The sequence below is a fragment of the Nocardioides sp. genome, from assembly GCF_031397825.1.
Taxonomy (GTDB): domain Bacteria; phylum Actinomycetota; class Actinomycetes; order Propionibacteriales; family Nocardioidaceae; genus Nocardioides.
Window position 1 is genome coordinate 30,028 of the sequence record NZ_JANNML010000023.1, and the last position, 24,350, is coordinate 54,377.

The window sequence follows — 24,350 nt, forward strand, 5'->3', positions numbered from 1 at the left end:
AGATAAGGGTTCGCGCCCTGTCGGTGGTCCGACATAGGATCGATGACGATGTCAACCAATGTCGCCGAACCTCCCGCCGGTGTCCACTCGCTGTGGAGGTTGCGCGGCTACCTCCGGCCCCACCGCACCGCCCTGTCGATCATGCTGGGCACGTCGCTGGCGGGCGTCGGGCTGTCGATCGCGATCCCGCTGCTGACCAAGGCGATCATCGACGGCCCGATCACCGACCGGGACATCTCCCCGGTGCTGCCGCTGGGCCTGCTCGCGCTGGGGCTCGGGGTCCTTGAGGCGGTGCTGATCTTCTGGCGTCGCTGGGTGCAGTCCAACGCCGTGCTCGGGGTCGAGACCGCGATGCGTCGCGACCTCTACGCACGCCTCCAGGTGCTGCCGATGAGCTTCCACAGCGCGTGGCAGTCGGGCCAGCTGCTCTCGCGAGTCACGACCGACCTCTCCGCGATCCGCCGCTTCGCCGGCTTCGGGATGCTGTTCCTGGTCATCAACATCCTCCAGGTCACCGTCGTCACCGTCGTGCTCCTCACCATGTACTGGCCCCTCGGCCTCGTGGTCGCCGCCACCGCTGCGCCGATCGTCTGGCTCTCGATGCGCTTCGAGAAGCGCTACGTCGTCGTCTCACGCCGCGTCCAGGACGAGCAGGGCGACCTCGCGACCCTGGCCGAGGAAGGTGCCGTCGGGATCCGCGTCATCAAGTCCTTCGGTCGCAGCGAGCACGTGTCGCGCCAGTACGAGCAGGCAGCTCGCACCCTGCACGCCACGAGCATGGACAAGGTGCGCCTCTCGGCGAAGTTCTGGACGTTCCTCGAGGTCATCCCCAACCTGGCCGTGGTCGTCGTCCTGCTCCTCGGGGCGATCGGGGTCGGCAACGGCCAGCTGACGCCGGGTGAGCTGGTCGCCTTCATCACGCTGATGCTCTCGCTGGTGTGGCCCGTGTCGTCGCTGGGCGTCATCTTGGCCATGGCCCAGGAGGCGATGACCGCAGCCGCTCGGGTCCTCGAGATCCTCGACACCGAGCCCGACATCGTGAGCGGCGACCGGCGCGTCGACCGGCCGCGTGGTCACCTGCGCTTCGAGCACGTCGACTTCGCCTTCCCCGATGCGCCGGACGAGCCGGTCCTGCGCGACGTCAACCTCGAGCTCGCCCCGGGCGAGACCGTCGCGCTCGTGGGGGCCACCGGCACCGGCAAGACCATCCTCACCGCGCTGGTGCCGCGGCTCTACGACGTCACCGCGGGCCGCATCACCATCGACGGCGTGGACGTGCGCGATCTCGAGCTGGAGCACCTGCGCACCCTGGTCGCGACGGCCTTCGAGGAGCCCACGCTCTTCTCCATGAGCGCCCGCGAGAACCTCACGCTCGGTCGCGCCGACGCCAGCGACGCCGACATCGACGAGGCGCTCGAGATCGCGCAGGCCCAGTTCGCCCACGACCTGCCGTGGGGGCTCGACACCCGCATCGGCGAGCAGGGCATGGCCCTGTCCGGTGGACAGCGTCAGCGCCTCGCGCTCGCCCGCGCGGTGCTCGCCCAACCGATGATCCTCGTGCTCGACGACACCCTCTCCGCTCTCGACGTGCACACCGAGAAGCTGGTCGAGGAGGCGCTGCGCCGGGTGCTCGCGTCCACCACGGGGCTGGTCGTCGCCCACCGCGCCTCGACCGTGCTGCTCGCCGACCGCGTCGCCCTGATCCAGGACGGCACCATCACCCACGTCGGTGACCACCGCGAGCTGCTCGGCAGCGTCCCGGCCTACCGCGAGCTCCTCGCGGCCGACGCCGATCACGAGGCGGCGCGCGCATGAGCCAGCCCACGACCCAGCCCACGACCCAGCCCAGCTGGCGCGGCGTCGCTGCGACCGACGCGGAGGAGGCGGCCGAGCTCGCGGTCGAGCGCCGCTTCACCGGCGGCTCCGGCCAGCTCCTGCGCGAGCTGCTGCGGCCCTACCGGAAGGCGATCCGGATCCTCATCCTGATCGTCGTCGTCGAGAACGCGGCACGGCTCTCGATCCCCTACCTCGTCAAGCTCGGCATCGACAACGGCATCGACCCGATCCGCGTCGCCGGCGACACCGGCCCGCTGCTCCAGATCGTCGGCATCATGCTCGTCGCGACGCTGACGCAGGCCTTCGCCCGCCAGGTCTTCCTGGTCCGCTCGGGCCGCATCGGCCAGGACATGCTCTTCCAGGTGCGGCGACGCGTCTTCCGCCACTTCCAGGTGCTCAGCCCCGCCTTCCACGACGACTACACCTCCGGTCGCGTCATCTCGCGCCAGACCTCCGACGTCGACGCGATCTACGAGATGCTGGAGACCGGCTTCGACGGCCTCGTCACCGCAGCGCTGACGCTCGTCGGCACTGCCGGTCTCCTGCTCTTCCTCGACGTCAAGCTCGGCCTGGTCGCCCTGACCTGCGGCCCGTTCCTCTTCTGGATCACCAACTGGTTCCGCAAGGAGTCGGGCAAGAGCTATCGCGTCACCCGCGAGAAGGTCGCGTTGGTGATCGTCCACTTCGTCGAGTCGATGGGCGGCATCCGGGCGGTCCAGGCGTTCCGCCGCGAGGCCCGCAACCAGGAGATCCTCGACGACGTCAACGAGCAGTACCGCGCCGCCAACCTGGTCGCCTTCCGGCTGGTCGCCTGGTTCATGCCCGGCATCCGGCTGATCGGCAACATCACCATCGCGGGCGTGCTCCTCTACGGCGGCTACCTCGCCTACCAGGGTGAGGTCACCGTGGGCGTGCTCGCAGCCTTCCTGCTCTACCTGCGCCAGTTCTTCGAGCCGATGATGGAGATCTCGCAGTTCTACAACACCTTCCAGTCGGCCTCGGCCGCGCTGGACAAGCTCGCGGGCGTGCTCCGCGAGGAGCCGAGCGTGCCTGACCCGACATCACCGACGCGCCTGGACGACGCGCAGGGGGAGCTCCGGCTCGAGCAGGTGCGCTTCTCCTACGTCGACGAGCGCCCGGTGCTCCCCGGCCTCGACCTGGTCGTCCCGGCCGGTCAGACGCTGGCCCTGGTCGGCACGACAGGGGCCGGCAAGACCACGCTGGCCAAGCTGGTCACCCGGTTCTACGACCCGGACGCCGGGCGGATCCTGCTCGACGGGATCGACCTGCGCGAACTCACGGCCGACAACCTGCGCGAGGCCGTCGTGATGGTGACCCAGGAGAACTACCTCTTCTCCGGCTCCATCGCCGACAACATCCGCTTCGGCAAGCCGTCGGCGACGATCGAGGAGGTCGAGCGGGCCACTCGCGCCCTGGGTGCCCACGACTTCATCATGGCGCTGCCCGACGGCTACGACACCCAGGTCGCCAACCAGGGCGGGCGGTTGAGCGCCGGTCAGCGTCAGCTCGTGGCCTTCGCTCGTGCCTTCCTCGCCGACCCTGCGGTGCTGATCCTCGACGAGGCGACCTCCTCGCTCGACGTGCCGTCCGAGCGGCTGGTCCAGCAGGCCCTGCGCACCGTGCTCTCGGGCCGCACGTCGCTGATCATCGCCCACCGGCTCTCGACGGTGGAGATCGCCGACCGGGTGATCGTCATGGAGCACGGCCGCGTCATCGAGGACGGCACGCCCGCCGACCTCGTCGCCGGAGGCGAGGGTCACTTCTCCGACCTCAACGACGCCTGGCTGGCCTCGCTCGCCTGAGCCGGTCTCGTGGGGAGGTTCCCGCTAACCTCGGCTGCGTGACCGACCTGATGCGCGCCAGCGCCGCCGAGACCGCCCACCTCGTCGCCGAGGGCGACCTCACGGCCCGTGTCGTGCTGGACGAGGCGCTCGACCGCGTGGCGCACGCCGACCCCCGGCTCAACGCCTTCTCGGTGGTGCTGGGCGACCAGGCGCGGGCCGAGGCCTCCGCGCGCGACCAGCAGGCCGACCCACCGGGCCCGTTGCACGGCGTACCGGTCGCCATCAAGGAGGAGCTCGATGTCGAGGGCTGCGTCACGACCTACGGCGGGGAGGGCAACGCGACGCCGGCAGCGCAGGACGGTGAGGTCGTGCGGCGCCTGCGCGCCGCTGGTGCCGTGATCGTCGGCAAGACGACGATGCCCGAGTTCGGCGCCTGGCCCTACACCGAGTCGGTGTCGCGCGGCATCACCCGCAACCCGTGGGACACGACGCGCACGCCCGGCGGCTCCAGCGGAGGTACGGCGGCAGCAGTGGCCAGCGGCATGGTCCCGGTCGCCATCGGTGGCGACGGCGGCGGCTCGATCCGGATCCCGTCGGCGATGTGCGGTCTCTTCGGCCTCAAGCCGCAGCGCGGCCGGGTCACCGCGGCCCCGCACCCCGACCTGTGGCTGGCCCTGAGCACGGTCGGCCCCCTCGCACGCACGGTGCTCGACAGCGCGCTGGTCTACGACGTCATCCGCGGCAGCATGCCCAGCGACCGCTTCGTGGCCGGAGAGTGCGGCTCCTTCGTGGAGGCCGCCGGCCGCGAGCCTGGCCGGCTGCGGATCGGCTGGTCGGTCAAGCCGGTGACCCTGGGCATCAAGCCCGACCCGATCCACGTGCGCGCCGTCCACGAGACTGCGCGGCTGCTCACCGATCTGGGGCACGACGTGCGCGAGATCGATCCGCACTACCCCGACCCGACCGCTGCCTTCGTGCCGCAGTTCTTCGGCGGGATCCGGGCCGGCGCGAACGGCGTGGAGCACTACGACCGGCTCGAGCGCCGCACGCGCGAGACCTATCGCCTCGGGTCCTGGGTGACGCCGCGCGTCGAGGAGTGGGCGGTGCGTGCGAGCGACCGGGTCTCGGTCAAGGCCAACCGGGTCTTCCAGGACGTCGATGTCCTCCTCACCCCCTCGATCGCCCATCGTCCACCGCGCGTGGGCGTCCTCGACGGTCGCGGCTCGCTCGCGGCCTCGCTGCTGGCGATGCCCGCCATCGCCTACGCCGCCCTGTGGAACGTCGCCGGCAACCCGGCTGCCTCCGTCCCGTGCGGCACCGCCGAGGACGGTCTCCCCGTCGGCATCCAGCTCGTCGGCCGCACCGACGACGAGGCGACGCTGCTGAGCCTGTCGGCCCAGCTCGAGCAGGCACGGCCCTGGCCGGTCGTGGCAGGGAGCGGCCCTGAAACTGGTGCGTGACCGCACGACGTCGCAAGCCCTACTGTGATCGCACCCTCGCGACCGTAGGAGTGTGCCCATGCACGCCGCCGACATCACCACCATCCTCGTGGAGCTCGCGCTGATCATGGTCCTGGCCAGGGCTGCGGGCTGGGTCTTCGTCCGCATCGGGCTGCCCGCGGTGGTGGGCGAGATCTGCGCCGGCATCCTGCTCGGCCCGAGCCTGCTGGGCCCGGAGTTCAGCGAGTACCTCTTCCCCCTGGACACCCGACCCTTCCTGACCCTGCTCGCCCAGATCGGGTTGATCCTCTTCATGTTCGTCGTGGGGCTCGAGCTCGACGTCTCGCTGATCAAGGGTCGCGGCAAGGTGGCGGTCTCGGTGTCGCTGGCATCGATCGTCCTACCGTTCAGCCTCGGCCTCGGCCTGGCCAGCTTCCTCGAGGACCAGAACATCCTGGGCGACTTCTGGCCGTTCGCCTTGTTCGTCGGAGCGGCGATGTCGGTCACGGCCTTCCCCGTCCTCGCCCGGATCCTCACCGACCGCAACATGCACCGCACCGAGACCGGGGGCCTCGCCCTCGCCTGTGCCGCCACGGACGACGTGCTCGCGTGGACCCTGCTCGCCGTGGTCATCGGCATCGCCGGTGGCGGCGGTGACCACGCCTCCTGGGTGGTGGCGCTGGCGATCCCGTTCGCGCTGTTCGCGCTGCTGGTGATCCGCCCCCAGCTCAACCGGCTCACCAAGGCCTACGAGGTCGCGGGGCGCCTCACCCCCGGGATCCTGTCGATCGTGCTGGTCGGGCTGCTGCTCTTCGCCGCGACGACGGAGTACCTCGGCGTCCACTTCATCTTCGGTGCGTTCCTGCTGGGCGCGATCATGCCGCACGAGCGGGCGGCCGCGATGCGGCACGAGATCCTGGTACGCCTCGAGCAGATCTCGGTCCTGCTGCTGCTCCCCGTCTTCTTCCTGGTCTCCGGGCTCAACGTCAACCTGCGCGGCCTCAGCTCGGAGAACCTCGTCCAGCTCGCCGCGATCCTCACCGTCGCCATCGGCGGCAAGTACGTCGGCGCCTACGTCGGCGCGCGGGTCGCCGGCGTCCCGCACTGGCAGGCCAACTCGCTGGGCATCTTGATGAACACCCGGGGCCTGACCGAGCTGGTCATCCTCAACGTGGGCCGCGAGCTCGGCCTGCTCGGCGACACGCTCTTCACGATGCTCGTCGTCATGGCCGTGGTCACGACGATCATGACCGGGCCGCTGCTGCACTTCGCCTATCCAGCGCGGCGGGTGGCCCGCGACATCGCCGAGGCCGAGCGTGCGGCGCTGGGCGACCAGGCCACCACGCGGGCGCTGGTCGTATCAGCCCCGGGGGAGGACAGCTCGGCGGCGCTCGACGTCGCGATCGCGATGGTCCGCGCCGAGCTCAATCCCGAGGTCGTGGTGGCCGCCCTCGAGCCCCAGCAGGCCACCAAGCTCGAGGTGGGCAGCGGTCTGACCGACGAGCTGGCCAAGATGACGGCCTCAATGGAGCGCCTCGAGACGCTGGTGCGGCGCGGCCAGGCACACGGCGTACCCGTCCGGATCCTCAACCACCCGAGTGCCGACGTCACCGCCGACGTGGTGGAGCTGGCCACCGTGCTGCGGCCCCAGGGGCTCGTCGTGGCGGCCGACAACCCGGGCGCCGCCGCGCTGGTCGTGGTCGTCGACTGCGTGACGGTGATGCTCGCCCCGGGTGCGCCGGCGCCGGCCGACCGGGCGCGGGTCGACGTCACCTGGACGCCCGACCCCGACGGTGACGCCGCGGTGGTGCTGGCCGCCCGGCTGGCCATCTGTTTCGGCGCTGGACTCCGGATCGTGGCGGGGCGCGAGCACCGGCGCTTCGAGCCGATGGTCGAGGCGCTGAGCGTCCGCGGTGTCGCGATGGTGGACGGGTCCGAGATCGGCCAGGCGTTGACGGTGGGTGTCGCGGGCGGTGAGGCCCACGTGGGCGTGCGTGCCGAGGTGGACGCCGAGCCGACCGACTGGAGCGCGGTCGACCTCGGCTCCGCCCCGGCGGCGGCAGCGCCCTAGGAGATGCCCGAGGAGCTGCCCTAGGAGATGCTCTGTCCCTCGGCGGACTGACCGCCGTGGGTGTTGAAGGCCAGCGTGCGGTGCCCGATGCGGACGCGAGTGCCGGGGGTGAGGACCTCCTCGCCGCCGGACGCCATGCGACGCCACTCGACGGCCTTGGGGCTGTTGACGAAGGTGCCGTTGGTCGAGGTGTTGTCGACGAGCACGACGTCCCAGCCGCGCAGCTCGAGGCGGGCGTGGACGCGCGAGACCATGTTGGAGGTGTCGATGATCGAGATGCCGCGACACTCACCGTGCCGCACCCGGTCGTCGGCGTCGGGGTCACGGCCGAGCAGGTAGTCGGTGTCGAGCTGGAAGACCGCCCCGTCGTCGAGCACGACGACGCCGAGCGGGGGGCGCTCGCCGTTCACCAGCACCGGTGTCTGCTGGACCATGTTGATCCCGCACACCGCACAGAACAGCACACGCGGGTCGTTGAAGTGCCGGTTCTTGCAGAAGACGCCCCGCACCTGCGAGACCACCCCGGAGGCGACCACGTCCCGCTGGTCGGCCACGATCGGCAGCGGCGTGACCGGCTCGTCGTCCTCGAGGTCGCTGAGCTTGACCGAGTCGAAGCTCGCGAACGCGTCGGGCATCGCGGCCAGGACCGGGCGGTCGCCGGTCGGCGTCGCCGGCGCGGGAGCCGGGGGTGCGGGCGAGGGGGCCGGGACGGGCTCGGGCATCGGCGGGGTGACCGGCGCCGGCGCCGGCGCCGGGACCGGGACCGGCGCCGGTACGGGCTCCGGGTCGGGGATCGACGCGACGTCGCCGACGACCTGGCTCATCGCCATGGTCGGTGTCTCGTCCACGCTCACCGAGAAGCCGCCGGCAGGGATCACTCCGGCGCGCAGGTCGTAGAGCGCCCCGAGCGGGGTGCTGCCCGCGTCGACGGTGGCAACCAGCTGCGCGACCGGCCACGGGACCAGGCGCTCCACCCAGGACAGGGATCCTGCGCCGCTGATGGTCTCGCCACCGACGGTCACGCTGGCGTCCCCCGACACGATCACCGCGAGCCCGCTGCCGTGCGGTGCGAGGGCGGCGAAGGCCGGCTCGTCGCCGGCACTCGAGGAGAGCTGGAGCGCGAAGCCACGCACGAGCTGGCGCCCGTCGCCTCCGTTGGCCGCAACCATCTGCGCCTGGTCGAGCAGTGGCGCGACGGCTGCCGGGTCGGTCGAGGCGACCAGCAGCACGACGCCGCCCAGCCGCGCGAGCGTGCCCGCGCCGGCGTGCGGTGCGAAGGACGTGGCGGCCCAGTCTGCCGCCGACTCCAGCGACTGCGCCGACGAGGGGGAGGGGGAGTGTGGGGTCACGTCAGACCAGCCTTCCGCCGAAGAACCGCCAACGGACGTTGAAGATCCGCATCGGTCCGTTGGTCCAGATCCAGATGGACACCCAGATCACGAGGAACATCACGAGGAACGTCGAGAGGGGTACGCCGGAGTCCAGGCCCGGCACGACGCCGAGCTCGAGCAGCACCCACACGAGCAGGCCCTCGTTGATCGCGTTGAGCAGGCCGAACAACGTCGGCCAGTCCTTCTCCCACCGCCACTGCATGAGGCCGTGGTAGACCAGCTCCCACAGGATGCCGAGCACCAGGACCGTTGCGAGCACGGTGTAGGTCATGGCGTAGTCAGGATCCCCGGGCAGCACCGGGGTGATCACCAGGGTGATCAGGCCGCCCATGACGACGAGCATGAAGATCCGGGTCTGGATCCGTCCGTTGAGGGTCGGCAGCATCGTCGCGCTCCTAGATCTGCTTGCCGGAGAACCACTTGAGCCACTGCGAGGTCGACCGGACCGTGCCGATCCGCTTGCCGAAGCCCCGCTTGGCGAGGTCGGCCTGGATCTCCTGGGCGGCGACCTGGAGCCCGAGGAAGGTGTCGACGCCGGGGAAGTAGCCGCCCAGGGTCGTCGCGCCCGAGGCGTAGAGCACGCCGTTGCCGGAGACGGTGCCCTTGAGCTCGAAGTTGCGGTCGACATCCAGTCGGCCGACCGGGTTGCGTCCCGCTCCGCCGTGGTCCAGGAGGTCCTTGAGCAGCCGGTGCTCGGCGATGTCGGCCTCGAGACCCGTGCAGTCGATGACGAAGTCGACCTCGAGCGGATAGACGCCCTGGGCCGTCTTGACCTGGTTGAGGATCCGACCCTGGTGGGGCGTCATGGAGCCGACCGTGCCGACAGCCAGCTGGTACCAGCCCTCCTGGCGGCCCTGCTTCATCTGCTTCTGCCAGTAGCGCCGGTAGGGGGTGTTGGTGCCGCCCATGACCTTGTACTTGGCGGCGCGCTCGGCCCCCTCGAGCTTGCGCATCTCTGCCTTGAGCTGACCGCCCCACACGGACTTGGGGTAGTTGAAGCCCTGGTAGGCCCAGCCGTCCGCACCCTTGCGCTTCATGAACGCGTGTGGCTTGGCCGAGCCGGCACCGTCGTTGGGGCCGTCGATGAACGTGCGGAAGAGATGGACGATCGTCGTCTGGGCGCCGTGCAGGAGCCGGTCGTCCATCAGCCTCTGCAGCACCCGGGAGGCGACGATCCCGCCACCGCGCACGAGCACCGTGCTGGGCGTGGTCATGAGCCGCTCGTAGACGTGCTCGTGGGACTCGTAGGCGTTGACCACGCGCTGGTAGTCGTTGTGCTCGGTGCGGTAGGCCTGGAGGTCGGGCAGGAACCGCAGGCCGGGGTAGCCGACGGCCAGGTGGACGTACTGCGAGCGGAAGGCCAGGCGCTTGGTCGCGGTGGCGCCCTCGGGAGGCGTCAGGATGGTGAAGTAGCCGCCACCGGCCCGTCGTCGTACGACGCGGACCAGGCCCTTCGCGAGCATCTCGTCGTAGCGGATGCGCTTGGCCTCGCGCTCGATCTGCTCGAAGACGAAGCCGGCCTTGGGGGTGTAGAAGTCGGCGAAGGTGGGCTCGACCAGGACCTGCCACAGGGTCGCGGGATTCTTGGACCGCCAGGCCTCGCTGACCGCGTAGGACGGGAAGCCCCAGATGTTGTCGGGGCGCGAGGCGGAGTCGGAGCGCAGCCGTTCGCCACGCGGGATCTGCGAGACGCGGGTGAGGTACTCGTAGGTCTCCCACGGGTGGTCGAGTGCGGAGAGGATGCGGATCTGGCTGGTGTCGACGCCGCCGATGCGCAGGTAGTCGGCGGTGACGAAGCTGCCGATGCCGCCCCCGACGGACACGAACGGCACGTCCACGATGGGGATCCCGGCCGACGCGACGAGCTCGTCGGTCCACCAGTCGGTGGCCAGCAACGCGTCGGTCAGGTCGCCTGCGGCGGGCTGGGAGGGCAGGTAGTTCTGGGCGCCCGGTGTGGGGAACACGGTGCCGGCGGACGGATCGATCACGGCCACCCCTTCGACGTCGCTGCCTGCGGTGACCGTACTCCAGTTGGGACCTGGTGGTAAGAGAGCAAAATTGGGCGGAGACCTGAGGGGCGTTTGGTGCCATGCTGACCTCGTGCACGGGATCGCCGACTACGAGTTCGTCCGGCCGCTCGGGGTGTCGAACTACGGGACCAACTACCTCGCGACCGCGCCCGCACGCCTCGGCATCGGTGGCGCACAGGTCGTCGTCAAGGTCATCTCCGGCCCGACCTCCGACGACGCGTTCCGCCGCGCGACGCGCGAGCTCAAGCACTTCAGCCTGGCTGAGTCCGACAAGCTCGTGGCGGTCTACGACGCCGGTCGGCAGGGTGGCGACTTCTTCTACGCGATGGAGTTCCTGCCCCTCGGCTCGCTGGAGCAGCCGTCGGGCGGCCTCGACCGTGCCCACGCGCTCCGGGCCGTGGCCGACGTCGCGCTGGCCGCGCACGCGCTGCACGAGCGGGGCATCGCGCACCGCGACATCAAGCCCGCCAACATCCTCATCGCCGAGGATGGCGGCCGTCTGGCAGACCTGGGTCTCTCGCAGCTGCTGTCGCCCGGCATGGTCGTGACCGGGATGGGCCAGATCGGCCTCGAGTACACCGACCCCGCGATCATGCTGGGGGCCCAGGCGTCCCGCGCCAGCGACATCTGGTCGCTGGGCGCGAGCCTCCACTTCGCCGCCACCGGGGTCGGCGTCTACGGCGACCTCCCGACGCGGGAGCCGTTGCTGCTGGTGCGCTCGATCCTCGCCTCCAGCCCCACGATCCGCCCCGAGGTCGCGCCCGGACTCGCCTCGTTGATCGCTGCGTGCGTCCACGCCGACCTGGCGATGCGACCCCCCACGGCGGCCGACGTGGCGACGCGGGTCGCGGCGCTGGGCCCCGAGGGCTGAGGGGCGGGCTGTCATGGAGCTGCACGAGAACCTCTACGCGCTGGGGCTGAGCTTCGGTCGTGACGTCTTCGACGACGCCGACGGGCTGCGGGCCGCGCTCGACGACTTCCTCGACGAGGGGGCCGCATCCACGGGCGACATCAACCTGCTCGTCGACGCCGTTCGACTCGGGTCCTTCGGTTGGATGCTGATGACCATCGACAGCGGGGCCGAGCCGTCCCGAGCGATCGAGTCGGCCGGTGACCTCCTCGCCCGCGACCGCGGCAGCGCCGACATCGCCGGCTCCCGGTGGGCGGTCGCGGTGCTCGGGTTCGCCGTGGGGAGGGTCACCGACACCGACGTACGTCGTTATCGCACGCAGGGTGCCGCGCCGCCGCCGCAGGGCCAGGCACCGCCGCCCACGAGCCCGGTGCCACCGACGATGTCTCCCTCCGGTCCGCCGCCGGCGGCTCCTGCGGGGATGCCGATGTCCCCGGCGATCCCGCCGCAGACCCCACCGTTCGGGATCGCGACGCCGGCCACGCAGTTCCCCCAGCAGCCGTCGGTGCCCCCGTCCATGGGGCAGTGGTCCAGTCCACCTCCGCCGGGACAGTCCGGTCCGGGCACGGGTGCCGGGAAGGGGGCAGGCAAGGGCAAGGGCCTGCTGCCCCTGCTGATCGGCGCCGGGATCGGGCTGGTGATCCTGGCGGTCGTCTTCGGCGTCGTGCGGTTCACCGGTGGTGACGACGAGCCGCGGGTCGGCCCTGGCGACGACCCGAGCTCCGGCCCCTCCAGCGACGGCCCCACCGACGGGCCGACGGACGGAACCACCGACGGGGTGACCGAGGGGCCGGACCTGGCCTTCGACGCGATCAACCAGCGCTACTCCGCCCTCGGCACCCGCGTCACGACGGGGCAGTCGGACTGCGTGGAAGGCTCGGCGCTGTCCGGGCAGGCCGAGGCGATCTCCTGCACGTTCCCGCGCGGCACGCTGGACCTCACGACCTACGACACCCTCGACGAGCTCCAGGCGGCCCGGTCGCGCGCGGTCAACACCGACGTGGGCGGGCGCTACGCGGAAGGCTCGTTCGGGGTGATCTTCAGCTTCGACACCGAGTCGACGAGCCCGACGCTCTACTGGGACAACGAAGGGTCCCTGCAGAGCGGTCTCTACGAGGGCGGCACCGCCGACGTCGAGGTCGACGAGCTGGCGGAGGTCTACGGCAGCGTGGGGAGCTTCGTCGACTACCCGTCGCGGATGAGCGACCCCGCTCTCGTCGAGTTCGCCCAGTTCTGGCTGCGACCCAACCAGTGCGACCGGATCCAGACGCTGTCGCCGGGGGAGCTGGAGGAGAGCCGGTGCAAGGCGCGCCGCCAGATCGTCGTCTACGTCGCCAAGATGGCCAGCAAGAAGGACCTGATCGAGTATCGCCAGGTCCGGCTGCGCGACTCCCGGCGCGACGGGCTGATCCTCAGCCCGCCCGACTGGATGTTCGGCACGGGTGCCGTCGAGGGTCGGGTGGCCGACTCCTACGCCGACGGCGACCGGGTCCTGCGCTACTGGGACCAGACCGCGTGCCTGTGCTACATGGAGGCCTACTACCCGACCAACGACCAGGACGCCCTCATCGCGTGGTGGGAGTCGCCGAAGCAGTAGCCCCGGGGCCGGCACCCGGGTCGAGCGAGGTCAGCGCGACCAGCGCCAAGGTGGTGTCGTCGCCGCCGATGGCGGCCGGCTCCTCCAGCCATCCGGGCAGCCGCTCCTCGATCCACGCGAAGCCGTGCTGGCGGGCGAAGCCGACCAGCTCCTCGCCGGTCTGGCGCCACCAGCCGTCGGCATCCACGCGTGAGGTGCTGAAGCCGTCGGTGCAGAGGTATCCGAGCACCAGGTCCTCGGCGCGTACGTCGAGTGCCCCGACGCGCAGCGAGGCTCCCGGGTCGCGCTGGCACAGCGACGTCGTACGACTCCCGTCGAGGTCGGGGTCCTCGGGGACGGGTCGCAGCGACGTGCCCGCAGAGGTCACGACGACGGCGTCGCCGTCACCGATCTGCAGGACGCCGAGCACGCGGTCGGTGGCGACCATGGCCAGGACCGTGCTGCCGTAGGGGCGGGTGACCAGGCCGGGGTCGGCCGGGTCGACCAGCGCGAGCTCGTCACCGGCGAAAGGCTGCTGGGCGACGTGGTCGTGCACGGCCCGGGTCCACCGCGAGATGAGCTCGGTGCCGACCTCGCGCAGCACCACCGGCGCGGTGGCCGGGTCGGTGAGGCGGGGCAGGGCAGCCGTGAGGAGCTCCGCCGAGATCCCTACGGCGAGCGCCGACCCGACGTGGCTGCGGAAGTGCAGCCGGTGACCGTGGCCGTCAGCCACCGCGACGACCGCCGTGTCGTCGGCGACCAGGACGGTGTGGGCGTCCTGGAGGGGCAGGCCGTCGCGGACGTGGACCGAGCCGATGTGGGTGCCGGACAGGGCCGTCCAGCGGCGGCTCATGCGAGCGTGCTCCAGATCGGGTCGCCCCCGGCGGCGGACGGCGGGGTGTAGGTCACGGGGGCGGATCCGATGACCGGTCGCGAGGCGCCACGGCTGGCGGCCTTGGAGGCCCAGACGATGTATTCCACCAGCTGCTGGGGGTTGTCGGCGCGCAGCAGGGGGACGTCCTCGTTGCCGATGAAGCGTCGCAGCGAGTGCATGTCGGCGTCACGGCCGACACCGAGCGCCAGGCGGATGGCGGCCGCACCCCACCGCTCGTCAAGGACCTGCTGCAGGCCGTCGGCGAAGCTGATGCCGGTGCTGTCGGTGGGGCGACCGTCGGAGACGAGGATGATCGCGGGCGGGTAGCCGCTGGCGTTGTCCATCTCGTGCAGGCTCTTCGACAGCACCGAGAGCGCGCTGCCCAGCTCGGTGAACCCCTGGGGCGTCGCGGGCAGCCGCTCCCAGTGGAACTGCTCGATCGGCGTCGGCTCCTCGACGACCCAGGTCGTCTCGGTGGCGAAGGCCAGGACTCGCACCAGCAGCTCGGCGTGGGGATTGGCGCGGGCCTCGTCGCGCAGGTGGGGCACGACCTCGGCCATCGCGTTGTTGAGGGCCTGGATGCGGCCGCCACGGAGCATGGAGCCGGAGACGTCGAGCACGAAGATGAAGTGCAGGGGCTTGCGCCCGAGGGCACCACCCAAGCGATCACTCATGCTCCACCTGCCTTCGATGCCGCGGCCGTGGCGAGGATATACCCTGTTGCCGCTCCCAGCGGGGGGCTTTCGTCGTCTCGTGATCCACGGCTGTGAGCGGAGGTGACCGGCGCCCATGAGCCTCTCCAACGGGACCGAGGTCGACCTGGGCCCGCTGGGTCGCGCCCACGTCACCGAGCTCCTCGGGCAGGGCGGCCAGGGGTTCGTCTTCGAGGTCCGGCTCGCCAACGGCGAGGCCCTCGCGCTCAAGTGGTACCGACCGGAGTGCGCCTCGGTCGAGCAGTTCCACGAGATGCAGCGCCTGGTCGAGTCCGGCTCGCCGCACGAGCGGTTCCTGTGGCCGATCAGCATGGCCCGGGTGGCCGACCAGCCGTCGTTCGGTTATGTCATGCGCCTGCGCGAGAGCCGCTTCCTCGAGCTCAGCTACCTCCTGTCCAACACCGACCGCGACGGCCACCCGCTCTCGGTCTCCTTCGCCTCGACCATCGCGATGTGTCGCCAGCTGAGCTACAGCTTCCTGCGGCTGCACGCGCGTGGCATGTGCTACCGCGACATCTCCTTCGGCAACGTCTTCTTCGAGCCCGAGCACGGCGACGTGCTGATCTGCGACAACGACAACGTCGGGGTCGACGACGGCACCAGCCGCGTGCTCGGGACGCCCTTCTTCATGGCGCCCGAGGTCGTGCGCGACCTGACCTACCAGACCCTCCCGAGCACCGACACCGACCGGCACTCGCTGGCCGTGCTGCTCTTCTACACGCTCTTCCTCGGGCACCCCTTCGAGGGCGGCCGCACCGACGCCGGCCTGCGCGACACCTCGTGGCTGCTCACCTACTTCGGCACCGAGCCGGTCTTCTGCATGGACCCGGCCCGCGACGACAACCGGCCGTCCGAGATCGTCCAGCAGTACTGGGCGATCTATCCCCGCTTCCTCCAGGACCTCTTCGTGCAGGCCTTCGTCGCCGGTGCCCGCCACCCCGGGCAACGGGTCACCGAGGGGCAGTGGATCAAGGCGATGGACCGGCTCCGCGACGGCATGGTCACCTGCCGCGGGTGTGGCGCGACCGGGTTCTGGGACCTCGCTGAGCCCGACCGGACGTGTCGCGCATGTGGCACCTCGCTCGCGCCGCCGTACGTCCTCAAGGTCGGCCGCCGCACCGTCGCGGTCAGCCCCCTGGCGACCCTGCGCACCGACCACCTGGCCTCGGGCGTCGACGACTCGGTCGTGGTGGGCCAGGTGCGCGCCCACCCCCAGGACGCCACCCGCTGGGGCCTCCACAACCTCTCGACGCGTCCCTGGGAGGCGACGTACGGCGCCGGGCAGGTCGTGCGGCTCGAGCCGGACCGCACCATGGAGATCTCCGACGGCATGCGCATCGCCGTCGAATCGGCGACGGTCCTGGCCACCCGCTGGCAGGGAGCATGAGCGCACTGCGCGTCGTGGTCGACGGCCGCACGATCCTGGTCGACCCGCCCCGGCTCCTGCGCATCGGTCGTGCCGTCGAGTCGGACGTCCTGCTGGCCGGAGACTCGGTCTCGCGGGTGCACGCCGAGCTGCGTCCCACCCGCGCCGGGTGGGTGCTGGTCGACGTCGCGAGCGCCCACGGCACCTTCGTCGACGGCGAGCGCGTCACCGAGCTCCGCCTCACCCGGGAGACCCAGGTGCGCTGCGGTCCCGAGGGCACCGGGAGCGTCTTCACGGTGACGCCCGAGGTGGCGTCGGGCGACGGGGTCGTGCCCGTGCAGCAGGAGCGCCCGACCGCGGTGCGCGCTCCCGGGCAGACGCCCCCGGACGCCGGCTTCGAGAACACGATGGTCGTCGCGCCGGCCGTCCGTCCGGGTCCGGCCCCGGGGGGCCCGGCTGCCCGCAGCGGTCCGGCGCTGCTGGTCTCGGCCGAGGGGCGCGAGCACCGCTTCTCGCACCCGACCGGGGTCACGATCGGGCGGCTGCCCGACTGCGCCGTGGTGCTGACCGACCCGGTCTGCTCGCGGCTGCACGGGCGGGTCGACGCGGTCCCCGAGGGGTGGATCTACACCAACGCCTCGCGCGAGGGCACCTTCGTCGGCGGTCGCAGGGTCGACCGGCTGGTCGTCAAGGAGCGGGTCGCGCTGCGGCTCGGTCACCCGGTCGCCGGCCCCGAGGTCTCGCTGGTCCCGATCCTCTCCGCCCAGGAGGAGGAGCGCCGACTGGCCCGTGCCCGGTGGGCTCGCCGCCTCGCGGTGATCGGCGGTGGCGCCGCGGTGCTCCTCGTGATCGTCGCGTCCGGGGTGACCGCCGCCGTGCTGCTCGACCGGTCCGACCCGGCCCGGGTCGTCCGCTCGTCCACCTCGTCGTCGACCCCGGGGCTGCTGACCGGCGAGGAGCTCGACAGCGCCAAGGTCGCCACGGTGCTGATCAGCGCTGAGTCCACCGACAGCGACGGCAACACGGTGTCGTGGTCGGGATCGGGGTCCATCATCAGCCCCGACGGGATGATCCTGACCAACGCCCACGTCGCGGAGCCCCAGGCCGACGGTCTTGCGCAGCAGTACGGCCCGACCGACGAGGCCAACCCCGACTACCTCGAGATCGCGCTCATCGGGGACGCGGACGACGCGGCCGCCGCCCCTGCCTTCCGCGCCCGCGTCGTCGTCAGCGACGGCTTCATGGACGCCTCGGTGATCCAGATCTACGCCACCATCGACGGCGGCCCGCTCGAGGGCGAGCTCGACCTGCCCACGATCGCCATCGGCTCCTCGGCCGACCTGAGCACCGGGGAGGACGTGACCGTCCTCGGCTTCCCCGGCATCTCCGGATCGGCCAGGGTCTCCGTCACCCGGGGCGTCATCTCGACCTTCCTCGACGACGATCGTCTCGGGCCCCGCTCCGAGATCGACACCGACGCCCGCATCGCACCCGGCAACTCCGGGGGAGCGGCGATCGACAACGAGGCGGAGATCGTCGGGATCCCGTCGGCCACCTTCTCCCAGCAGGGCTCATCGGTCGTCTCCGGCCGGATCCGGTCGATCGACGTCGTCAAGCCGCTCATCGCCGAGGCCGAGGCGCAGACCTCGGGCTCGCAGGACTGAAAGGTTCCTCTCGTGGGACTGCTGCTCCAGACTCCTCGCGCGCTCGTACGACGAGCCCTGCGGCCCGGCGCACCCAGCCCGCTCGCGGGGCGCACCGTCCTCGTCACGGGCGCCTCGTCCGGCATCGGTGAGGCCACCGCGCTGGCGGTCGCCGCGCGGGGCGGCCACGTGCTGCTCGTGGCCCGCCGCGCCGACGAGCTCGACCGGGTGCGGGCGGTGGTCGAGGCGCGTGGTGGCAGCGCGACGGCGTACGCCTGCGACCTGGTGGACGGCGACGCCGTCGACGCCCTCGTGGCGCAGGTGCTGGCGGAGCACGGTGCCGTCGACTACCTCGTCAACAACGCCGGCCGCTCGATCCGGCGCTCGCTGCACCTGTCCTACGACCGCTTCCACGACGTGGAGCGCACCACCGCGATCAACTACCTCGCACCGGTGCGGCTGACCCTCGGCCTGCTGCCGGCGATGCGCGCGCAGCGCTTCGGGCACGTGGTCAACATCCTCAGCTGGGGGGTGCAGATGAAGGCGCCCAAGTTCTCCGCCTACCTCGGCTCCAAGGCAGCGCTGGACACCTGGTCGCGGATCGCGGGACGCGAGACCTATGGCGACAACGTCACCTTCACCAACATGCGCTTCGCGCTGGTGCAGACGGCGATGACCGCGCCGACCGAGGCCTACGCCGGTCGCGGCGAGACCGCCGAGCAGGCGGCTGCTCGGGTGGTCCGGGCGCTGGAGGACAGACCCGTCACGGTCGACACGATCGCGGGCCAGGTGGGGGAGGTGCTCAACCTGGTCGCACCCCGGCTGAGCGACGCGCTCTTCCACCGCTTCGACAGGGCGTTCGGCGACTCGCGGGCGGCGTCAGGGGCGGCGTCCGGGGCGGCGTCCGGGGCGGCGTCACGGGTGGCCTCAGGCGAGCATCGTGACCGCAGCCGTGATGCCGGCCAGCACGATCAGCACGCGGAACAGCGTCGGCGGTAGGCGTCGCCCCACCCGGGCGCCGACGTAGCCGCCGACGACCGAGCCGGCCGCGAGGAGCGCGACCGCGCGCCAGTCGACCTCGGCCACGACGACGAAGATCAGCGCTGCGATCACGTTGCCCGAGAGGATCGCCAGCGTCTTCAGGCCGTTGACGACGCGCAGCTCGAGGTCGAGGCCGAAGCCGAGGACCGCCACCATCATCACGCCCGACCCGGCCCCGAAGTAGCCGCCGTAGACACCGACCAGGGTCGAGAAGCCGGTCGTCACGGGGGACATGCGCGTGCGCACGGCCGCCTCGTGGTCCTCGGGAAGGCGGCGACGGAGCGCCCGCGAGATGGTCGGCTGGGCGCCCACGAGCAGGCAGGTCCCGAGGATCAGCCACGGCACGACCGCCTCGAAGACGCCGGCGGGCAGGGCCAGGAGGAGCACCGCGCCGAGGACCGAGCCGATCGCGCACGTGGCGATGACGGTCGCGGTCACGCGCGGGTGCTCGCGCAGCTCCTCGCGGTAGCCGAACGACCCGCTGAGCCCGGCCGGGGTCATCCCGATCGTGTTGCTGACGTTGGCCACGACCGGCGGCAGGCCGACGGCGACGAGCACGGGGAAGCTGAGCAGGGAGGCCACCCCGACGGTCGAGGTGAGGATGCCGGCCCCGAGGCCCGCCGCAAGGACGGCGAGCTGCTCGAGACCGGTCACGGGTGCTCGCGCAGGAGCGCCACGTCGCTCACCATCGTGACGTGGGCGTGCATGGCCGTCGACGCGGCGGCGGGGTCGCCTGCGCGGATCGCCTCGGCGATCGCCTGGTGCCCGGCGAGCGAGTCGCGCGGACGACCGGGTTGGCTCAGCGACTCGATGCGCGTCTCCTTGATCAGGTCGGCGATCTCGCCCATGAGCCGGGCGAGCAGCAGCGAGTGGGCGGCGGCGGTCACCGCCCCGTGGAAGCGTTCGTCGCCCTCGACGCCGCGTCCACCGGACTCGATGTCGGCCCGCATGGCCGCGAGGGCATCGTCGATGCGCGCGAGGTCGTCGTCGGTGCGGCGGGTGGCTGCGAGCGCCGCGATCTTGGTCTCGAGCGCGTCGCGGGTCTCGATGACCTCGGGCAGCCGGTCGGCGTGGGAGCGGATGGCCTCCACGATGCGCGTCGTCCCGCCGGACCCGGTGAGCACGGTGCCGTCGCCGTGGCGCACGGCGACGATGCCGATGACCTCGAGCGCGACGAGCGCCTGGCTGAGGGTCGCGCGGCTGACCCCGAGCCGGGTGGCGAGCTCCCGCTCGGGCGGCAGGCGGTCCCCAGCACCGAGGTCGTTCTCGTCGATCCACCCCGTGATCTGCTCCGCCACCTGCTCGTAGAGGCGGGTGCGGTTCAGGCGCGAGGGGAAGACAGGGGAATCCGTCATGCGTCCATGCTATTGACTTTTCGGCCCATTGACCTATTGGCTAGGCCACTGGTCCAACAAGTGGCCCTGCTCACCAGGGTCGGTCTCGGGAGCAGGAGGAACGATGGGTCCGGAATGGGTGGCGATCATCGCCCTGGTGGCGTTGTTCGTGGTCGGCACAGTGCTGCCGATCAACATGGGAGCACTGGCCTACGTGGCCGCGTGGCTGGTCGGGATGTACTCCCTCGGCCTGGACGAGAAGGAGATCCTCGCCGGGGTGAGCGCCGACCTGGTCCTCACCCTCATCGGCGTGACCTATCTCTTCGCCATCGCCCGCAACAACGGCACGGTGGACGTGATCGTGAGGTCCGCGGTGCGCAGCGTCGGCGGTCGTGTGGCGCTGATCCCGTGGGTGATGTTCGCCGTCACGGCGCTGCTGACCTCGATCGGGGCCGCCAGCCCGGCCGCCTGCGCGATCATCGGTCCGATCGCTCTCGGCTTCGCCGGGCGCTACAAGATCAACCCGCTGATGATGGGCATGTTCGTCGTGCACGGCGCCCAGGGCGGCGGCTTCTCACCGATCAGCATCTACGGCACCATCACCAACTCCGTCATGGAGGACGCCGGCCTGCCGACCAGCGAGCTCACGGTCTTCCTCTCCAGCCTGGTCGTCAACACGATCATGGCCGCGATCCTCTTCGTGCTGCTCGGCGGTCGTGAGCTGATGTCACGTCGGATCGACGCTTCCGAGGAGGAGCACCTCACGGAGGACCTGCACCGCGGGGGTGCCAGCGTGCCCGCCCGGGGCACCGGAGCCACCGCACTGACCGGCACCCAGGCCCTCGGTGTGCGTCGTGACCAGGTCCTGACGCTGGTCGCCTTCGCGGCGGTCGCCCTCATCGCGTTGATCTTCGACAAGAACATCGGCTTCGTCGCGATCACCGCCGCGGTCGTCCTCGCGATGCTCTCGCCCCACGAGCACAAGGACGCCGTCAAGCAGATCGCCTGGCCGACGGTGCTGCTGGTCGCCGGCGTCAGCACGTACGCCGCCATCCTGACCGCGTCCGGCTCGCCTGAGTTCGTCGGCACCTGGGCCGCCGGCTTCAGCGTCGTCGCCCTCGGCGCCCTGGTGCTGTGCTACGTCGGCGGCGTGGTCTCCGCCTTCGCCTCCTCGACCGCGCTGCTGCCGATCATCATCCCGATCGCCGTGCCGCTGATCTCCGAGGGCGGGATCAACGCCGCGCTCTTCGTGGCTGCGCTGGCGGTGTCCTCGACCATCGTGGACGTGAGTCCGTTCTCCACCAACGGTGCCCTGATGCTGGCCAACAAGCCCGACACGATCACCGAGCCGGTCTACTACCAGCAGATCCTGACCTACAGCGTGATCGTCGTCCTCGTCGGACCGCTGCTGGTCTGGGCCGCGCTCGTCCTGCCCAGCTGGTAACCCCCGCGATGAACTCGAAGGTGACTCCATGACCGCACAGACCGGCCCCCTCGACGGTGTCCTCGTCGTCGACCTCTCCCGCGCGCTCGCCGGGCCGCACGCCACGATGATGCTCGGCGACCAGGGCGCGCGGGTGATCAAGGTGGAGACGCCCGACGGAGGCGACGACACCCGCGGCTGGGGCCCGCCGTTCGTCGGCGACCCGGGGGCGCGCGAGTCGACGTACTTCCTCTCGACCAACCGCAACAAGGAGTCCATCACCCTCGACCTCAAGGACGCCGGTGACCGCGAGCTGCTGCTGCGGCTCGTCGACCGGGCCGACGTGCTGGTGGAGAACTTCCGCACCGGTGTGCTCGAGCGGCTCGGTCTCGGCATCGCCTCCCTCCAGGAGCGCAACCCGCGCCTGGTGGTCCTCTCGATCACCGGCTTCGGGCACGACGGGCCGGAGGGCGGTCGCGCGGGCTACGACCAGATCGCCCAGGGGGAGGGCGGGCTGATGTCGCTCACCGGCTCGGGCCCCGACGACCCCCAGCGCGTGGGGGTGCCGATCGCCGACCTGCTCTCGGGCATGTACGGCGCCTACGGCGTCCTCGCCGCCCTGCACGAGCGCGAGCGCACCGGGCGGGGGACCGTCGTGCGCACGTCGCTGCTGGCCGCGGTCGTCGGCGTCCACGCCTTCCAGGGCACGCGGTGGACGGTGGCCGGCGAGGTCGGTCGCGCGCAGGGCAACCACCATCCCTCGATCGTCCCCTACGGCCTCTTCCGGTGCCGCGACGGCTCGGTGCAGATCGCGCTCGGCTCCGAGAGCCTGTGGCGCCGCTTCTGCGACGGTTTCGGGCTCGACCCGGCCACCCCCGGCCTGGCGACGAACCCGGAGCGGGTGGCCGCCCGGGAGCAGGTCATCGAGCTGGTCGAGGGTGTCTTCAGCGCCTGGGACGCCGAGCCGCTCCTGGCCCGGCTGGCCGAGGTCGGGGTGCCGGCCGGCAAGGTCCGCACGCTCGACGAGGTCTACAGCTGGGACCAGACGATCAGCCAGGGACTGCTCGTCGACGTCGAGCATCCGACGCTGGGCCCGGTCACCCTGCCCGGCCCGCCGCTGCGGTTCTTCGCGCCCAACGGTGACGAGGTGACGCGGCGCGACCACCTCTCGCCGCCGACGCTCGACCAGCACGGCGACTCGATCCGGGAGTGGCTCTCGTCGGAGACGGGCCGATGAGCCGTCGCTGGGGCGCCCAGGACCTGCTCGACCTGGTCCTCGACGACGGCTCCTTCACCTCGTGGGACACCGCCATCGACATCAGTGGCCACCCCGAGCACTACCGCCGCGAGCTGGAGGAGGCCGCGGCCAAGGCCGGCACCGACGAGTCGGTCCTCACCGGTCGGGGGAGGGTCCACGGCCGCCCGGTCGCCGTGGTGGCCAACGAGTTCCGCTTCCTGGCCGGGTCGATCGGCCGGGCGTCGGCCGACCGCATCGCGAGCGCCGTGCGGCGAGCGACCGCCGAGCGACTGCCCGTCCTGGCCACGACCAGCTCCGGTGGCACCCGCATGCAGGAGGGCACCCCGGCCTTCGTGCAGATGGTCGAGATCTCGCGGGCGCTGATGGCGCACCGGGCGGCCGGCCTGCCCTACCTGGTGCACCTGCGGCACCCGACCACCGGCGGCGTCTACGCCTCCTGGGGCTCGCTCGGGCACGTGACCGTCGCCGAGCCGGGGGCGCTGGTCGGCTTCCTCGGGCCGAAGGTCTACGAGGCGCTCAACGGCGAGGCGTTCCCCGAGGGCGTGCAGACCGCCGAGAACCTTGCGGCCAAGGGCGTCATCGACGCCGTCGTCTCGGCCGAGGACCTCCCGCTGCTCGTCGACCGCGCGCTCGGCGTGCTCGTCGACCCGCCGACGGTGGGGGCGTTGCCGCTGCGACCTCCGGTGCCGGCCCCGGCGTCTCGGCCCGTGTGGGAGTCGATCGAGGTCACGCGGCGGCCTGACCGGGCGGGAGTGCGCGACCTGCTGCGCCACGGCGCGACCGGCACGCTGCGGCTGCGCGGCACCGACGAGGGCGAGCGCGACGAGACGGTGATCGTGGCGCTCACGAGGATCGACGGGCAACCCTGCGTCCTGGTCGGCCAGGACCGCTCGCGCCAGTCCGCGACGCACCCGATGGGGCCGGCCGCCCTGCGCGAGGGGCGGCGCGCGATGCGTCTCGCCGAGGAGCTCGGCCTGCCGCTCGTCACCGTGATCGACACCCCCGGCGCGGAGCTCTCGCAACGCGCCGAGGAGGGCGCCATCGCAGGCGAGATCGCCCGCTGCATCGCCACCCTCACGACCATGACCGTGCCGACGCTGTCGGTGATCCTCGGCCAGGGCTGCGGCGGGGGAGCGCTCGCGCTGCTCCCGGCCCGCACCGTGATCGCCACCGAGCACGCCTGGCTCTCGCCGCTCCCGCCCGAGGGCGCGAGCGTGATCGTCCACGGCGACGTCAGCCACGCGGCCGAGATGGCCGCGTCACAGCGCGTCGGTGCGGCCGATCTGCTCGCGGGGGGCACCGTCCAGCACGTGGTCCCCGAGGTCGCCGGGGAGTCGTCCCGGGACCTCGCCGTCGCCGTCGCCGCCGAGATCGGGGAGCAGCTGCGCCGCATGACCGCCGTACGACGGAGTGCCTGATCGCCGAGCCGGCGCAATGGTGCAGCGGGGGCGCCGAGTCGGCGCGATGTTGCACGTCCGCGCCGAGCATCGTCGGCGCCTCGATCGCAGTGCTCGACCTGCTCGAAGGTTCAAGCGCGCTGCGTGACAAGCTGGCCGCCAACACGCACTTCTTCCGCAAGGCGATCACGCAAGCCGGTTTCGATATCAAACCTGGGGAGCATCCGCTCGTGCCCATCATGG

Annotated in this window: 19 protein-coding genes; 12 read left to right on the forward strand and 7 right to left on the reverse strand. The window is 71.5% G+C overall.

Annotation, left to right across the window (positions count from 1 at the left end; all coding sequences use genetic code 11):
• The first annotated feature begins 48 nt into the window (after positions 1–48).
• From RMN98_RS01385 to RMN98_RS01400, 4 genes are read left to right on the forward strand one after another with little or no spacing between them, the layout of a single operon-like run.
• Positions 49–1,815: an ABC transporter ATP-binding protein gene (locus tag RMN98_RS01385; RefSeq protein ID WP_309647008.1), complete on the forward strand. Its 1,767-nt coding sequence runs from the start codon at positions 49–51 to the stop codon at positions 1,813–1,815.
• The gene (locus RMN98_RS01390) at positions 1,812–3,659 is read left to right on the forward strand and encodes an ABC transporter ATP-binding protein (RefSeq protein WP_309647009.1); all 1,848 of its coding nucleotides are present in this window, start codon (positions 1,812–1,814) and stop codon (positions 3,657–3,659) included. Before RMN98_RS01385 ends, RMN98_RS01390 begins: the two co-directional genes overlap by 4 nt.
• Positions 3,660–3,697: 38 nt before the next feature.
• Entirely contained in the window at positions 3,698–5,101 is a 1,404-nt protein-coding gene (locus tag RMN98_RS01395) for an amidase (protein ID WP_309647010.1), read from the forward strand.
• A 58-nt stretch (positions 5,102–5,159) separates the two neighbouring features.
• The gene (locus tag RMN98_RS01400) at positions 5,160–7,151 is read left to right on the forward strand and encodes a cation:proton antiporter (RefSeq protein ID WP_309647011.1); all 1,992 of its coding nucleotides are present in this window, start codon (positions 5,160–5,162) and stop codon (positions 7,149–7,151) included.
• A gap of 20 nt (positions 7,152–7,171) precedes the next feature.
• On the opposite strand, the gene RMN98_RS01405 is transcribed toward RMN98_RS01400, so the two are convergent.
• The 3 genes from RMN98_RS01405 to RMN98_RS01415 are packed head-to-tail and all read right to left on the reverse strand — an operon-like array spanning position 7,172 to position 10,530.
• A complete protein-coding gene (locus tag RMN98_RS01405) occupies positions 7,172–8,500 on the reverse strand; it encodes an FHA domain-containing protein (RefSeq protein ID WP_309647012.1) in 1,329 nt (442 codons plus the stop codon).
• Position 8,501: 1 nt separating this feature from the next.
• Positions 8,502–8,927, reverse strand: coding sequence for a hypothetical protein (locus RMN98_RS01410; RefSeq protein WP_309647013.1), 426 nt, complete (start codon positions 8,925–8,927; stop codon positions 8,502–8,504).
• A 10-nt stretch (positions 8,928–8,937) separates the two neighbouring features.
• Positions 8,938–10,530 (reverse strand): hypothetical protein, encoded by a 1,593-nt coding sequence (locus tag RMN98_RS01415; protein ID WP_309647014.1) that lies wholly within the window; start codon positions 10,528–10,530, stop codon positions 8,938–8,940.
• 112 nt (positions 10,531–10,642) lie between these two features.
• Between RMN98_RS01415 and RMN98_RS01420 the strand changes: the two genes are divergently transcribed.
• Both RMN98_RS01420 and RMN98_RS01425 read left to right on the forward strand, forming a co-directional pair.
• Positions 10,643–11,443, forward strand: a complete 801-nt coding sequence (locus tag RMN98_RS01420; protein ID WP_309647015.1) for a serine/threonine-protein kinase — start codon at positions 10,643–10,645, stop codon at positions 11,441–11,443.
• Between the two features lie 13 nt (positions 11,444–11,456).
• A complete protein-coding gene (locus RMN98_RS01425) occupies positions 11,457–13,079 on the forward strand; it encodes a hypothetical protein (protein WP_309647016.1) in 1,623 nt (540 codons plus the stop codon).
• Here RMN98_RS01425 and RMN98_RS01430 read toward each other — a convergent pair.
• Complete coding sequence (locus tag RMN98_RS01430) at positions 13,048–13,911, reverse strand: protein phosphatase 2C domain-containing protein (protein ID WP_309647017.1); 864 nt, start codon at positions 13,909–13,911, stop codon at positions 13,048–13,050. The genes RMN98_RS01425 and RMN98_RS01430 overlap by 32 nt on opposite strands.
• Positions 13,908–14,606 (reverse strand): VWA domain-containing protein, encoded by a 699-nt coding sequence (locus tag RMN98_RS01435; protein WP_309647018.1) that lies wholly within the window; start codon positions 14,604–14,606, stop codon positions 13,908–13,910. The genes RMN98_RS01430 and RMN98_RS01435 overlap by 4 nt, the downstream gene beginning before the upstream one ends.
• Before the next feature lie 115 nt (positions 14,607–14,721).
• Between RMN98_RS01435 and RMN98_RS01440 the strand changes: the two genes are divergently transcribed.
• Genes RMN98_RS01440 through RMN98_RS01450 form a run of 3 tightly spaced genes read left to right on the forward strand, consistent with a single transcriptional unit; the run spans position 14,722 to position 18,653 of the window.
• Positions 14,722–16,032: a protein kinase domain-containing protein gene (locus RMN98_RS01440; protein WP_309647019.1), complete on the forward strand. Its 1,311-nt coding sequence runs from the start codon at positions 14,722–14,724 to the stop codon at positions 16,030–16,032.
• Positions 16,029–17,675, forward strand: coding sequence for an FHA domain-containing protein (locus RMN98_RS01445; RefSeq protein WP_309647020.1), 1,647 nt, complete (start codon positions 16,029–16,031; stop codon positions 17,673–17,675). The genes RMN98_RS01440 and RMN98_RS01445 overlap by 4 nt, the downstream gene beginning before the upstream one ends.
• A 12-nt stretch (positions 17,676–17,687) precedes the next feature.
• Positions 17,688–18,653: an SDR family NAD(P)-dependent oxidoreductase gene (locus RMN98_RS01450; RefSeq protein ID WP_309647021.1), complete on the forward strand. Its 966-nt coding sequence runs from the start codon at positions 17,688–17,690 to the stop codon at positions 18,651–18,653.
• On the opposite strand, the gene RMN98_RS01455 is transcribed toward RMN98_RS01450, so the two are convergent.
• Both RMN98_RS01455 and RMN98_RS01460 read right to left on the reverse strand, forming a co-directional pair.
• On the reverse strand, positions 18,582–19,349 hold the full coding sequence (locus RMN98_RS01455; RefSeq protein WP_309647022.1) for a sulfite exporter TauE/SafE family protein: 768 nt from the start codon (positions 19,347–19,349) through the stop codon (positions 18,582–18,584). The two genes, RMN98_RS01450 and RMN98_RS01455, sit on opposite strands and share 72 nt — an antisense overlap.
• Positions 19,346–20,050 (reverse strand): FadR/GntR family transcriptional regulator, encoded by a 705-nt coding sequence (locus tag RMN98_RS01460; RefSeq protein WP_309647023.1) that lies wholly within the window; start codon positions 20,048–20,050, stop codon positions 19,346–19,348. Before RMN98_RS01460 ends, RMN98_RS01455 begins: the two co-directional genes overlap by 4 nt.
• Positions 20,051–20,153: 103 nt before the next feature.
• Between RMN98_RS01460 and RMN98_RS01465 the strand changes: the two genes are divergently transcribed.
• The 3 genes from RMN98_RS01465 to RMN98_RS01475 are packed head-to-tail and all read left to right on the forward strand — an operon-like array spanning position 20,154 to position 24,128.
• Positions 20,154–21,473 carry an SLC13 family permease gene (locus RMN98_RS01465; protein WP_309647024.1) on the forward strand — a complete coding sequence of 440 codons (1,320 nt, stop codon included), beginning with the start codon at positions 20,154–20,156 and terminating at the stop codon, positions 21,471–21,473.
• 28 nt (positions 21,474–21,501) lie between these two features.
• On the forward strand, positions 21,502–22,689 hold the full coding sequence (locus RMN98_RS01470) for a CoA transferase (protein ID WP_309647025.1): 1,188 nt from the start codon (positions 21,502–21,504) through the stop codon (positions 22,687–22,689).
• Positions 22,686–24,128 carry a carboxyl transferase domain-containing protein gene (locus RMN98_RS01475; protein ID WP_309647026.1) on the forward strand — a complete coding sequence of 481 codons (1,443 nt, stop codon included), beginning with the start codon at positions 22,686–22,688 and terminating at the stop codon, positions 24,126–24,128. The genes RMN98_RS01470 and RMN98_RS01475 overlap by 4 nt, the downstream gene beginning before the upstream one ends.
• Positions 24,129–24,350 lie beyond the last annotated feature (222 nt).